Source organism: Variovorax sp. PAMC28562 (genome assembly GCF_014303735.1).
Taxonomy (GTDB): Bacteria; Pseudomonadota; Gammaproteobacteria; order Burkholderiales; family Burkholderiaceae_C; genus Variovorax.
The window spans coordinates 4,620,293-4,633,823 of sequence record NZ_CP060296.1; the positions used below are offsets into that span (position 1 = coordinate 4,620,293).

The 13,531-nt window shown below is 63.6% G+C and carries 12 protein-coding genes; all 12 read left to right on the plus strand.

Translation table 11 applies throughout. The features are described 5' to 3' along the window. The first annotated feature begins 140 nt into the window (after positions 1-140). The 12 genes from H7F36_RS21650 to accD all read left to right on the plus strand — a co-directional run bounded on the left by H7F36_RS21650 (position 141) and on the right by accD (position 13,513). A complete protein-coding gene (locus H7F36_RS21650; protein ID WP_187052700.1) occupies positions 141-281 on the plus strand; it encodes an entericidin A/B family lipoprotein in 141 nt (46 codons plus the stop codon). 160 nt (positions 282-441) lie between these two features. Next, positions 442-1,410, plus strand: a complete 969-nt coding sequence (locus H7F36_RS21655; RefSeq protein ID WP_187052701.1) for a LysR family transcriptional regulator — start codon at positions 442-444, stop codon at positions 1,408-1,410. A gap of 42 nt (positions 1,411-1,452) precedes the next feature. Beyond that, a complete protein-coding gene (gene leuC / locus H7F36_RS21660; protein ID WP_187052702.1) occupies positions 1,453-2,904 on the plus strand; it encodes a 3-isopropylmalate dehydratase large subunit in 1,452 nt (483 codons plus the stop codon). A 36-nt stretch (positions 2,905-2,940) separates the two neighbouring features. Continuing rightward, a complete protein-coding gene (gene leuD, locus H7F36_RS21665) occupies positions 2,941-3,606 on the plus strand; it encodes a 3-isopropylmalate dehydratase small subunit (protein ID WP_187052703.1) in 666 nt (221 codons plus the stop codon). A 42-nt stretch (positions 3,607-3,648) separates the two neighbouring features. After that, positions 3,649-4,749, plus strand: coding sequence for a 3-isopropylmalate dehydrogenase (gene leuB / locus H7F36_RS21670; RefSeq protein WP_187052704.1), 1,101 nt, complete (start codon positions 3,649-3,651; stop codon positions 4,747-4,749). Between the two features lie 82 nt (positions 4,750-4,831). Next, positions 4,832-6,004: an aspartate-semialdehyde dehydrogenase gene (gene asd / locus H7F36_RS21675; protein WP_187052705.1), complete on the plus strand. Its 1,173-nt coding sequence runs from the start codon at positions 4,832-4,834 to the stop codon at positions 6,002-6,004. Between the two features lie 164 nt (positions 6,005-6,168). Next, positions 6,169-8,895, plus strand: coding sequence for a FimV family protein (locus H7F36_RS21680; RefSeq protein ID WP_187052706.1), 2,727 nt, complete (start codon positions 6,169-6,171; stop codon positions 8,893-8,895). 27 nt (positions 8,896-8,922) lie between these two features. Continuing rightward, on the plus strand, positions 8,923-9,735 hold the full coding sequence (truA, locus tag H7F36_RS21685) for a tRNA pseudouridine(38-40) synthase TruA (RefSeq protein ID WP_187052707.1): 813 nt from the start codon (positions 8,923-8,925) through the stop codon (positions 9,733-9,735). After that, on the plus strand, positions 9,732-10,421 hold the full coding sequence (locus tag H7F36_RS21690; RefSeq protein ID WP_187052708.1) for a phosphoribosylanthranilate isomerase: 690 nt from the start codon (positions 9,732-9,734) through the stop codon (positions 10,419-10,421). The genes truA and H7F36_RS21690 overlap by 4 nt, the downstream gene beginning before the upstream one ends. Before the next feature lie 54 nt (positions 10,422-10,475). Beyond that, the gene (gene trpB, locus H7F36_RS21695; protein ID WP_187052709.1) at positions 10,476-11,756 is read left to right on the plus strand and encodes a tryptophan synthase subunit beta; all 1,281 of its coding nucleotides are present in this window, start codon (positions 10,476-10,478) and stop codon (positions 11,754-11,756) included. Continuing rightward, a complete protein-coding gene (gene trpA, locus H7F36_RS21700; RefSeq protein ID WP_187052710.1) occupies positions 11,753-12,610 on the plus strand; it encodes a tryptophan synthase subunit alpha in 858 nt (285 codons plus the stop codon). Before trpB ends, trpA begins: the two co-directional genes overlap by 4 nt. Positions 12,611-12,640: 30 nt before the next feature. Next, a complete protein-coding gene (accD, locus tag H7F36_RS21705; RefSeq protein ID WP_187052711.1) occupies positions 12,641-13,513 on the plus strand; it encodes an acetyl-CoA carboxylase, carboxyltransferase subunit beta in 873 nt (290 codons plus the stop codon). Positions 13,514-13,531 lie beyond the last annotated feature (18 nt).

The window sequence follows — 13,531 nt, forward strand, 5'->3', positions numbered from 1 at the left end:
TAATCAATTGCCCTTAAAAGCTGCCTACGGGCAGCTTTTTTGCGTCTTGGCTTACAGGATCACTCCGGTCGACGACGTACTTTGCCGAGTGGAGGGCAACTCCAACCGTTCGATCCACCATCCGCTCCAAGGAGTTTGAAATGAAGAAAATCGCTGCACTGATGGCTGTCACTTTCGCTTTCGGCGTCTCGCTCGCTGGCTGCAACACCATGGCCGGCGCGGGCCAGGACGTGCAGCGAGCCGGTCAGAAGATGGAGAACGCAGCCGAAAAGAAGAACTGACAGCGCAGCCAACACCGCGCGTCGGGCAAACCAGCGGGCTTCGGCCCGTTTTTTTCATCTCGCTGCGGCATCGCTGTCATCTTGGATTGCGATGGCTCGATAGTCGAAAGAGTTGCAAAATCTTCTTTTCGTCATCTCGAATCGCGATGACTGATTAGAAATGACGCTCTCGCTCCCCACCCCTCCTTCCCCGGCTTCCGAACGCAACTTCGCCCGCCGCATCGACTTGACGTCGTTGCAGCTGTTCGTTGCGGTGTGCGAGCTGGGCAGCATCGGCCGTGCCGCAGAGCGCGAGTTCATTGCCGCGTCAGCGATCAGCAAGCGGTTGGCCGACCTCGAGGCGACACTCAGCACCACTCTGCTCTATCGCCACGCCCGCGGCGTCGACCTCACGCCCGCGGGCGAGAGCCTGCTGCATCACGCACGGTCGGTGCTCTACAGCCTTGAAAAAATGCAAGGCGAGTTGAGCGAGTACGCCGACGGCGTGCGCGGGCACGTGCGCGTGCACGCCAACATTTCGGCCATCGTGCAGTTTTTGCCTGAAGACCTGGGCAGTTTCAGCCGAGCGCAGGAGGCCATAAAGATCGACCTCGAAGAGCATCTGAGCAGCGAGGTGATGCGCGCGGTGCAGGAAGGTGCCGCCGACCTCGGCGTGTGTCACGTGGCGCCCGGCACCAGCGATCTGCAGAGCCTGCCGTACCGGCGCGATCGCCTTGTGCTGGTCGTTCCAGCCCATCACGCGCTGACGGTGCATGACACCATCGATTTCGTCGACTCGCTGGAGTTCGACCACGTCGGCTTGCATGCCAACAGCTCGATCTACGTCGCGATGCATCAGGCCGCCCTCGACGCGAGCCGGCCCATCAAGCTGCGCATCCACGTCACCGGGCTCGACGCCATGTGCCGCATGATCGAAAACGGCCTCGGCATCGGGGTGATGCCCGCGCGCGCCTTCGAACTCATGCAGAACGGCATCGGCCGCGGCCTCGTCGCCCTTGCTTTGAACGATGCCTGGGCAGCACGCGAAATCCGCTTGGTGGCACGCGACTTTTCGACCTTGCCCGTGGCCGCACGCTCCCTTGTGAATCATCTGCAGACGCCGGCCGAAGCGATGACTTTGGCGGCCTGACGGACGACATCAGAATAATTATCCCCACGAAAGAAGAGACCTATGCCACGCACGCTCTACGACAAGCTCTGGGACGAACACGTCGTCCATACCGAAGAAGACGGCACTTCGATTCTCTACATCGATCGCCACCTGGTCCATGAAGTGACCAGCCCGCAGGCCTTCGAAGGCCTGCGGGTGGCGGGCCGCAAGCTCTGGCGCATCAGCTCGGTCGTGGCCACTGCCGACCACAACACACCCACGACGCATTGGGAGCGCGGCTACGACGGCATCAGCGACCCGATCAGCAAGGAGCAGATCACCACGCTGGACACCAACATCGCCGAGTTCGGCGCCGCCGCGTTCTTTCCGTTCCTGAGCAAGCGCCAGGGCATCGTGCACGTGATCGGCCCCGAGTCGGGCGCGACGCTGCCGGGCATGACCGTGGTCTGCGGTGACTCGCACACATCGACGCACGGCGCGTTCGGCGCACTCGCACACGGCATCGGTACCAGCGAGGTGGAGCATGTAATGGCGACACAAACGCTGCTTGCCAGGAAGGCCAAGAACCTGCTCGTGAAGGTCGATGGCAAGCTGCCGCTCGGCTGCCAGGCCAAGGACATCGTGTTGGCGATCATCGGCAAGATCGGCACGGCCGGCGGCACCGGCTACACCATCGAATTCGCCGGCTCTGCCATCCGCGACCTGAGCATGGAAGGCCGCATGACGGTCTGCAACATGGCGATCGAGGCCGGCGCGCGCGCCGGCCTCGTGGCGGTGGACGACAAGACCATCGCGTACGTCAAGGGGCGCTCCTTTTCACCCGGCACCGATCCAAAGACCGGACTCTTCATCGGTGGCCCGGAATGGGATCAGGCCGTGGCTTACTGGGAGACCTTGCATTCCGACCCCGATGCCAAATTCGACGCCGTGGTCGAGCTCGATGCATCGCAGATCCAGCCGCAAGTCACCTGGGGCACGTCGCCTGAAATGGTCGTCGACATCAACGGCCGCGTGCCCGATCCGGACAAGGAAAAAGACGCCAACAAACGCGATGCGATCGAACGCGCACTGGTCTACATGGGCCTGGAGCCCAACAAGCCGATGAACGACATCTTTCTCGACAAGGTGTTCATCGGCTCCTGCACCAACAGCCGCATCGAGGACATGCGCGAGGCCGCCGCCGTGGTGAAGAAGCTTGGCCAGAAGGTGGCTAAGAACGTCAAGCTGGCGATGGTCGTGCCCGGCTCCGGCATGGTGAAGGAACAGGCCGAGCGCGAAGGCCTCGACAAGATCTTCATCGCCGCCGGCTTCGAATGGCGCGAGCCCGGCTGCTCGATGTGTCTGGCGATGAACTCCGACCGGCTCGAACCGGGCGAGCGTTGCGCGTCGACCAGCAACCGCAATTTCGAGGGCCGGCAAGGCGCCGGTGGACGTACGCATCTGGTGAGCCCGGCGATGGCCGCTGCCGCTGCGGTACATGGCCATTTCGTCGACGTTCGGCAGTTTGCTTGAGCCATCGCTATTCAAGGAACAGGCAAGGAAAACACCATGCAGAAATTCACCGTACACAAGGGTCTCGTTGCCCCTATGGATCGCGAAAACGTCGACACAGATGCGATCATTCCCAAGCAGTTTTTGAAGTCGATCCGCAAGACGGGCTTCGGCCCGAACCTGTTCGACGCCTGGCGCTATCTGGACCCGGGAGAGCCGGGGCAAGACCCTGCGAGCCGCAAGCCGAACCCTGATTTCGTGCTGAACCAGCCGCGCTACACCGGTGCCTCGGTGCTCATCGCCCGCAAGAACTTCGGCTGTGGTTCGTCGCGCGAGCACGCTCCGTGGGCGCTCGACCAATACGGCTTTCGCGCCATCATTGCACCGAGCTACGCCGACATCTTTTTCAACAACAGCTTCAAGAACGGCCTTCTGCCGATCGTGTTGCCAGAAGCGCAAGTCGCTCAATTGTTCGACGAGACTTTTGCCTTTCCGGGCTACAGCCTGACGGTCGATCTGGAGCGCCAGGTGGTCGTCAAGCCGGACGGCGGCGAGTTGGCTTTCGAAGTGCAGGCCTTTCGCAAGTTCTGCCTCGTCAACGGGCTCGACGACATCGGCCTGACGCTGCAAAAGCGGGACAAAATCAAGGCCTTCGAAACCGAGCGACTGGCGCAAAAGCCGTGGCTCGCGCACAGCCTCATCGCGTCGCCGATCTCGCATTGACGACCGTCGACCGCATCTCAACCACATAAGAAAATCGAACTCATGAAAATCGCAGTCCTTCCCGGCGATGGCATCGGCACCGAAATCGTGGCGGAAGCCATACGCGTGCTCGACGTGCTCGACCTTCCGTTCGAAATGGAAACGGCGCTGGTCGGCGGCGCGGCCTATGAAGCGCACGGACATCCGCTGCCGGAGGCGACTCTCAAGCTCGCGAAAGAATCCGATGCCGTGCTGTTCGGCGCGGTCGGCGACTGGAAGTACGACAAGCTAGACCGGCCGCTGCGTCCGGAGCAGGCGATCTTGGGTCTGCGTAAAAACCTGGGGCTGTTCGCCAATTTCCGCCCGGCCATCTGTTACGAGGAACTGGTCGGTGCATCGAGCCTTAAGCCTGAGCTGATTTCGGGCCTCGACATCCTGATCATTCGCGAGTTGACTGGCGACATCTACTTCGGCGCGCCGCGTGGGCGCCGCACTGCCGTGGACGGGCACTTTCCTGGCGCCGAAGAGGCCTTCGACACGATGCGCTATTCCAGACCTGAAGTCGAACGCATCGCCCACGTTGCCTTTCAGGCGGCGCGCAAACGCAGCAAGCGCGTGACCAGCGTCGACAAGGCCAACGTGCTGGAGACTTTCCAGTTCTGGAAAGACATCGTCACCGAAGTCGGCAAGGAATATCCAGATGTCGAACTGGACCACATGTACGTCGACAACGCAGCCATGCAACTCGTCAAGGCGCCAAAGAAGTTCGACGTGATCGTCACCGGCAACATGTTCGGCGACATCCTGTCGGACGAGGCGGCGATGCTCACAGGCTCGATCGGCATGCTGCCTTCGGCATCGCTGAATTCGAGCAATCAGGGCTTGTATGAGCCGAGCCACGGCAGTGCGCCCGACATTGCCGGCCAAGGGGTTGCCAATCCGTTGGCTACAATTCTGTCCGCTGCCATGATGCTCCGCTTCTCTCTCAATCAACCCGAAGCTGCCGACCGAATCGAGTCGGCGGTCAAGTCGGTGCTCGCCTCGGGCTTGCGCACTGGCGACATCTGGTCGGAAGGCACGAAGCGCGTAGGCACCCGCGCCATGGGCGACGCAGTGGTGGCAGCGCTTGCTTCTGCGATCACCAAAAAGACGATCACCGGCTAACCGCAGCCCGCTTCGTCACGCCCCCCGGCTCGACGAGCCGGGTGCCAAAGAGAAAACACTTTTTTGACAAGGGCACATTGAAATGACGAACGCATCCTCACAACCTCTGGTCGGCCTCGTCGGCTGGCGCGGCATGGTCGGCTCGGTCTTGATGGACCGCATGCAGACCGAAGGCGACTTCGGTCTCATCGAGCCGATGTTTTTTTCGACTTCCAACGCTGGTGGCAAGGCCCCGGCGATGGCAAAAAACGAAGGCACCTTGAAGGATGCGCACGACATCGACGCGCTGAAGAAGTGCGACATCGTCATCACCGCCCAGGGCGGCGAGTACACCAGCGAGGTCTACCCCAAGCTTCGCGCGGCCGGCTGGACCGGCCACTGGATCGATGCGGCGTCGACACTGCGGATGAACGACGACGCGATCATCGTGCTCGACCCGGTCAACCTGCCAGTAATCCAGACGGCGTTGGCCAAGGGCGGCAAGAACTGGATCGGCGGTAACTGCACCGTCAGCTGCATGCTGGTGGGCGTTGGTGCGCTCTACAAGGCCGGCCTGGTCGAGTGGATGACCAGCATGACCTATCAGGCAGCTTCGGGTGGCGGCGCGCAGCACATGCGCGAGTTGCTGACGCAGTTCGGCACGCTGAATGCCGAAGTGCGCTCGCTGCTCGATGACCCGAAGTCGGCCATTCTCGAAATCGATCGCAAGGTCCTGCACAAGCAGCAGAACCTGAGCGCTGCCGAAACCGCGAACTTCGGTGCGCCGCTGGGCGGCTCGCTCATTCCGTGGATCGACAAGGACCTGGGATTAGGCAAGAACCCGGGCGATGTCGATTGGGGCATCTCCAAGGAAGAGTGGAAGGGCGGCGCTGAGACCAACAAGATCCTCGGCCAAGGTCCGGGCTTCGACGTTGCACCCACGCCTGTCGACGGTTTCTGCGTGCGAGTCGGCGCCATGCGCTGTCACAGCCAGGCATTGACCTTCAAGCTGAAGAAGAACGTCCCGGTCGCAGACATCGAAGCGCTGATCGCTACTGACAACGCCTGGGCCAAGGTCGTGCCGAACACGCGTGAAGCCACCGTCGCGCAACTCACACCGGTGGCAGTCACGGGCACGATGGACATCCCGGTCGGCCGTATTCGCAAGCTGGCGATGGGGCCAGAATATGTAGGCGCCTTCACGATCGGCGATCAATTGCTTTGGGGCGCTGCGGAGCCATTGCGTCGCATGCTGCGAATCCTGATCGAGGCTTGAGCGCATTTTTGAGCGCCAAAGTAGTAGTGGGCGTTGCCTCGTCGCAACACCCTCGACACGCCGAAGTTGGCGCGCACTGGGTAGAACGGCCGCGCCGGCTTGTCAGTGCCGAATGATGGTGTTAACGTCCTCTTACACTTTTGGGCCGAGCTGCCCCTCACAGCATGACAAGACCTATGTTGCCTGCGGCCAGCGTGCCGGCCATCCGACCGACCAACAAGTTGGCCGGTTGCGGCCAGTTGTCGCTCCTCAGTGTCGCCATCGCGCTGGCACTCGGCACTGTCAGCATCGACGCCAGCGCGCTGGCGCTCGGCCGACTGAACGTGCAGTCCGCTCTGGGCGAACCGCTTCGTGCCGAGATCGATGTCACCGAGATCACTGCTTCTGAAGCCGACGGCATGAAGGTCGCCATCGCCTCGTCGGAAGCGTTTCGCGCCGCCGGTGTGGCCTACAACCCTGCACTTTCGGACGTTCGGGTGAGCCTGCAACGGCGCGCCGATGGCCGCTACGTGGTTCGCCTGACCGGTACCCGTTCGCTGAGCGATCCGTTTGTCGACCTGCTGGTCGAAGCCAACTGGAGTGCCGGCCGCATCGTGCGCGACTACACGGTGCTGCTAGATCCACCTTCCAGCCGTCAGGCCGCCGTGCCCGTGGTGCCGCTGGCGCCGCAAATCAGTGCAGCGCCGCCCGTGCAACGTGCTCCACCCGCGGCTGTACCCGCCGTTGTGCCCCCGGTGCCGCGCCGAGAGCGTCCGGCCGCAGTCGCACCCGCGCCTGCAACGGCGGCGGAGGCGCCCGTACGCACCGGTACCGCCTCGGGCGGCACGGGTACCGGTGACCAGGTCACGGTGCGCCCCGGCGACACGGCCAGCAAGATTGCAGGCGCATACAAACCCGCCGACGTTTCGCTCGACCAGATGCTGGTAGCGCTGCTGCGCGCCAACCCGAACGCGTTCGTCGGCGGCAACATCAATCGCATGAAGGCCGGCGCCGTGCTCGACGTGTCGGCCGGTTCGCAAGCGGCAAACGTGCCACCGGATGAAGCCAAAAGAACCGTCACCGCGCAGAGCCGCGACTTCGGCGAATACCGCCGTCGTCTGGCAGAAAACGCTCCTACGGCGCGCGTTGCCGCTGCCGACAGGCAAGCCGCGGGCAAGCTGCAAGCCAACGTCGAAGACCGTAACGCAGCCGCGGCATCCCCTGACAAGCTCACCATTTCACAAGGCACTGCGGCAGCGCGTGCGAACGAGGAAAAGCTGGCGCGTGACCGTCAGGCGCAAGACGGCAAGAGCCGTGTTGCCGAACTGTCGAAGAACATCAACGAACTGAACAAGCTCCAGGCGGCCACGGGCACTGGTGCGACAACGGCAACGCCAGCGACACCCGCAGCACCTGCACCTGCACCTTCACCTGCAGCGGCACCGACCCCGGCAGCGACGGCTTTGCCCGCTCCGTCCCCCGTACCCGCTGCTGCTCCCGCTGCTGCGCCCGCCCCCGCAGTTGCCGCGACGCCGGCAGCAACCGCGCCAGCGACGCCGACCGCAAACCCAACGACTGCATCGACCACCGCGCCCCCGACTCCGGCCGCCACGACCCCCACACCGGCAGTGCCGGTCGCCAAGGCCACGCCGCCCGCTGCTGCGCCAGTCGAGCGCGGCTTCTTCGCCGAGCTGATGGACAGCCCGCTCATGCTCGGGGCTGCTGCACTGATCGCGCTGCTTATCGCGTTCATTCTTTATCGCGTGCTAGGCCGCAAACGGCAAGACGCCGGCGACAGCGTGTTTCTCGAGAGCCGCATGCCGAAAGACTCGTTCTTCGGCGCCAGCGGCGGCGAGTCGGTCGACACCAAGAACCGCGGCAACTCGGTGGTGTCGTCGCTCTCGTATTCGCCGAGTCAGCTCGATGCAGGCGATGTCGATCCGGTGGCGGAAGCCGATGTCTACCTCGCCTACGGCCGCGATTTGCAAGCCGAAGAAATTTTGCGCGAAGCCCTCCGAGTGAATCCGGAACGCGCGGCCATTCACCTCAAGCTGCTTGAAATCCACGCCAAGCGACGCGACTTGCGCGCTTACGAAGCGCTGGCGACCGACGTGCACAAGCTGACCGGTGGCAGCGGCAACGACTGGAACCGCGTCGTAGAAATGGGCAAGGAACTCGATCCGGGCAATCCTCTGTACGAAGCCGGTGTGCGCAGCGTTCCGCTGGCAGACACCACGCCGCAGCCGCTGAGCGATAACGAGATCACATTGCCGATCGTCAAGGCGCCGACGGCTACTGCGCCCGCAGTGGCTCCGCCGCCCGCCTTCGTCCCATCCGTCGCACCGCTGGACTTCGACCTCGACCTGAGCAAGCCGCCGGCACCCAAGCCTGTGGCAGCACCCGTCAGTGCCAGCTTGCCGCCGGTTTCCGCGCCTTCGCTGAGCCCGGTCGCCATGCCGTTCTTGCCGAGCCTGAACGACACATCGCGCGGAAAGCCGGCGGCCACCACGGCACCGGCACCGTTCAGCCACCGCGATGTGCTCGATCTTGAAAATGACTTCGATACCGCGCCAGGTGCCCTGGAGCCTGTAACCCGCGCCGTTGGCCTCGACGACGAGCACACGCAGCCCGCCACCTTGCGCGCTGGACTGCCGGGCGACTCGGGCTTCATCGAGTTCGACATGAGCTCGCTCGCCGGTTTGCAACGCGCGCCGAGCGACACCGAACCCGGTCGCCTCGAACCGCTCGACGAAGGCGGCGAAAGCCCGCATGCGGTCAAGCTGTCGCTGGCCCGCGAACTGCAGGCGCTTGGCGACGTCGAAGGTGCGCGCTCGCTGGTCGAAGAAGTCGAATCCGAGAGCTCGGGCGAACTCAAGTCGCAGGCCAAGCATCTGCTCGCCCAACTCCATTGAGTGCTGGCGCGGGCCGATGATCGTGTCGTGAGACTGGCCCTCGGCGTTCGCTACAACGGCCAAGCCTATGAAGGCTGGCAAAGCCAACTCTCTGGCCGCACGGTGCAGGACAAGCTCGAAACGGCGCTGGGTAAATTGGCCGGCAAGCGAATTTCGACTTTGTGCGCCGGTCGCACCGACACCGGCGTTCACGCATTGATGCAGGTCGTGCATTTCGACACCGAAGTCGAGCGCGAACTGGTGTCCTGGGTGCGCGGCACCAATCGCTTCCTGCCTTCGGACATCGCGGTGCAATGGGCGCATCCGGTGCCCGACGCTTTCCATTGCCGCGCGAATGCCGTGGCTCGCCGCTATCTCTACGTGCTCTCGCAGTCTCCTGTGCGGCCCAGCCTGGATGCGGGCCGCGTCGGCTGGTCGATGTACCCGCTCGACGGCAACGCGATGCGTGCTGCAGCCGCGGTGTTGCTCGGCTCACGCGATTTCACCTCGTTTCGCGCCTCGTCCTGCCAGGCGCGATCGCCCGTCAAGGAGATGCGCCGTATCGTCATCACGCGCCATGGCGAAGGCGAGCGTTGCCGATGGCACTTCGAGTTCGAGGCCGACGCCTTCCTACACCACATGATTCGCAACCTGATGGGCTGCCTCGTGCGCATCGGGCGCGGCGACGAAAAGCCCGAATGGATGCTGACCGTGCTCGAAGCGCGCAGCCGCATGGCCGCAGCGCCGACCTTCTCCCCGGACGGCTTGTACTTCGTGGGACCGTTGTACGACGCCAAGTGGGGCCTGCCGGCCGACGCCACCTTACAACCAGGAGGCGGCCCCTATGATGGGCCGCCATGACCCGTACCCGAATTAAGATCTGTGGCCTCACGCGTGAGCAAGACGTCGACGCTGCCGTCGCCGCCGGCGCAGACGCCGTCGGCTTCGTGCTGTACGCGGGAAGCCAACGCGGGGTAACGCCGCAGCGCGCTGCAGTGCTGGCATCGCGCCTGCCGCCCTTCGTGACGCCCGTGCTCCTCTTCGTCAACGAAGACCCAGCCCAAGCCCTCGCCGCACTGGCTACCGTACCGGGTGCCATCGCGCAGTTCCACGGCGACGAAACGCCGCAGCGATGTCTTGAGTCGAGCGGCGCGGGGCGCTATCGCTTCATGCGCGCGGCCCGCATTCCCCTTGGCTTGGCCGGGATCGACTTCGACCTCGTAAAATACGCTTCCGATTTCTCTCACGCCCAGGCCATCCTGCTCGACGCGCATGTCGACGGTTACGGCGGTGGCGGCAAGGCATTCGATTGGTCACTTCTTCCACCCGCCGTCGACGCTCACCTCGTCTTGAGTGGTGGACTCACACCTGCAAACGTGGGCGATGGCATTCGCCAGTTGCGGACATGCGGCAAAACGCTGTCCGTTGATGTGAGCTCCGGCGTCGAAGCCGATGCACCCGACGGCATGACCGTCAAGGGCATCAAGGACGCCGACAAGATCCGCGACTTCGTGACGGCCGTCCGGGCCGCCGACGCTGCTTCCTGATTCCGCCGCACCGCCTCGACAGGCCGGGCGCGGCCCAACCGATCGAGACCCTTCATGCAAAGCACCTATCAGCAACCTGACGCCACCGGCCACTTCGGCATCTACGGCGGAAGTTTCGCGAGCGAGACGCTCACACATGCCATCGCCGAATTGCGCGATGCGTACGCGAAGTTCAAAGACGATCCAGCCTTCCTTGCCGAGTTCCACTACGAGCTGAAGCACTTCGTAGGGCGACCATCGCCGATCTACCACGCCGCGCGCACCAGTCGTGAAATGGGCGGCGCGCAGATCTACCTGAAACGCGAAGACCTGAACCACACCGGCGCACACAAGATCAACAACGTGATCGGCCAGGCGATGCTCGCCCGGCGCATGAGCAAGCCACGCATCATTGCGGAGACCGGCGCCGGCCAGCACGGCGTGGCGACCGCGACCATCTGCGCGCGCTACGGCCTCGAATGCGTGATCTACATGGGCAGCGCCGACGTCCAGCGCCAGAGCCCCAACGTCTACCGCATGAACCTTCTCGGCGCCACGGTGGTGCCGGTCGAATCGGGTAGCAAGACACTGAAAGACGCGCTGAACGAAGCCATGCGCGACTGGGTCGCCAACGTCGACGATACCTTCTACATCATCGGTACGGTGGCCGGACCGCACCCCTATCCGATGATGGTGCGCGACTTTCAGAGCGTGATCGGCACCGAGTGCATCGGCCAGATGCCGGCCATGCTGGCTGCGGATGGAATGACCGGAGAAGCTGAAGGCAAGCAACCGGATGTGGTTCTGGCCTGCGTCGGCGGCGGCAGCAACGCGATGGGCATCTTCTACCCTTACATCCCGTTCGCGAATACGCGCCTTATCGGTGTCGAAGCCGCGGGCGAAGGCCTCGACAGTGGCAAGCACTCGGCGTCGATCCTGCGCGGCAGCCCCGGCGTGCTGCACGGCAACCGAACCTACCTGCTGCAAAACGAAGACGGCCAGGTGACCGAAACGCACAGCATCAGCGCGGGCCTGGACTATCCCGGCGTGGGACCGGAGCACGCCTATCTTTCGGACATCGGCCGCGCCGAATACGTCGGGGTGACCGACACCGAAGCACTCGAAGCCTTCCACTATCTTTGCCGCACCGAAGGCATCATTCCGGCGCTGGAGCCCGCCCACGCCCTGGCCTACGCCATGAAGCTGGCCAAGACGATGCGCAGCGACCAGTCGATTCTGGTCAACCTCTCGGGACGCGGCGACAAGGACATCGGCACGGTGGCCGACTTGGCAGGCGTCGACTTTTACGACCGACCCTCGATGCGCGGTTTTCAGGTGAAAGGAGGCAAAGCATGAGCCGCATTGCCGCCACCTTCGCTGCCCTCCAAAAAGATGGGCGCCGAGCGCTCATTCCTTACGTCACGGCCGGCTTTCCGTTCGCCGACATCACGCCGGAGCTGATGCACGGCATGGTCGCAGCAGGCGCCGACGTGATCGAGTTGGGTGTTCCCTTCTCCGACCCGATGGCCGATGGCCCGGTCATTCAAAAGGCCGGCGAAGCTGCCCTCGCTTTAGGCGTCGGCATGAAGCAGGTGTTGGCGATGGTCGGCGCCTTCCGCAGGCAGGACACGACCACGCCGGTGGTGCTGATGGGCTACGCCAACCCTGTCGAAAAGTACGACCTGGTACACGGCGCTGGCAGCTTCATTCGCGACACAGTGGTGGCCGGCATCGATGGATTGCTTATCGTCGACTACCCACCCGAAGAGTGCGAGGACTTCGCTGCACGACTGCAGGCCGCCGGCATCGATCTGATCTTCTTGCTGGCACCGACGAGCACCGAAGCGCGCATGGCGCAGGTGGCTCGCATTGCAAGCGGCTACGTCTACTACGTCTCTTTAAAGGGTGTGACGGGCGCGGGCAACCTCGACACGGACGCTGTCAGCAAGATGCTGCCGCGCATCCGCCGGCACGTGAGCATTCCGGTCGGCGTGGGCTTCGGCATTCGCGACGCGCACACGGCGCGGGCGGTCGGCGCTACGGCGGATGCCGTTGTGATCGGCACGAAGATCATCCAGTTGATCGAGACCCAGCCGCGTGAACGAGTGGTGCCTGTGGTCAGCGAATTTCTCGCAGGGATCCGCGAGGCGCTCGACGCCCTGCCCGCCTTGACCACGACGGCGACCGCCAGCGATTCGGCTGGTCGATAATCTTGTCTGGCTTCCCTCCAGGACTGAATCATGAGCTGGCTTGAAAAACTGCTACCCGCGAAGATCGCGCAAACCGACCCGAGCGAGCGCCGCCAGGTACCCGAAGGGCTCTGGATCAAGTGCCCGAGCTGCGAAACGGTGCTCTACAAGACCGACCTCGAGCACAACCAGAATGTCTGCCCGAGTTGCACCCATCACTTTCGAATCGGCGCGCGCGCACGGATCGACAGCTTCCTCGACGCTGAAGGCCGCTATGAAGTCGGCCAGGAAGTGTTGCCCGTCGATGCGCTCAAGTTCAAGGACAGCCGCAAGTACACCGAGCGCCTGAAAGAAGCGCTTGAAAACACCGGCGAGACCGATTCGCTCGTGGTCATGGGCGGCTCGGTGCACAGCATCAGCGTGGTGGTGGCTTGCTTCGAGTTCGAGTTCATGGGCGGCAGCATGGGCAGCGTCGTCGGTGAGCGCTTCGTGCGCGGCGTGCAGACGGCCATCGAGCAGAAGGTGCCGTTCATTTGCTTCACCGCCACCGGCGGCGCGCGCATGCAGGAAGGCCTGCTGTCGCTGATGCAAATGGCCAAGACCAATGCATCGCTCACCCGACTCGCCAAGAAGGGCTTGCCGTACATCAGCGTGCTGACCGACCCCACGATGGGCGGCGTGTCCGCTGGCTTCGCATTCGTCGGAGATGTGGTGATTGCCGAGCCGAAGGCGCTGATCGGCTTTGCCGGGCCGCGCGTCATCGAGTCGACGGTGCGCGTTACGCTGCCGGAGGGTTTTCAGCGCTCGGAATTCTTGCAGACCAAAGGCGCAATCGACTTCATCAGCGACCGCCGCGAACTGCGCAAGACCATCGCCAGCACGCTGGCCATGCTGCTGCGCCAGCCGGCGGACGCGGTCGTTTAAAAGCTGTTGATCGGGCTG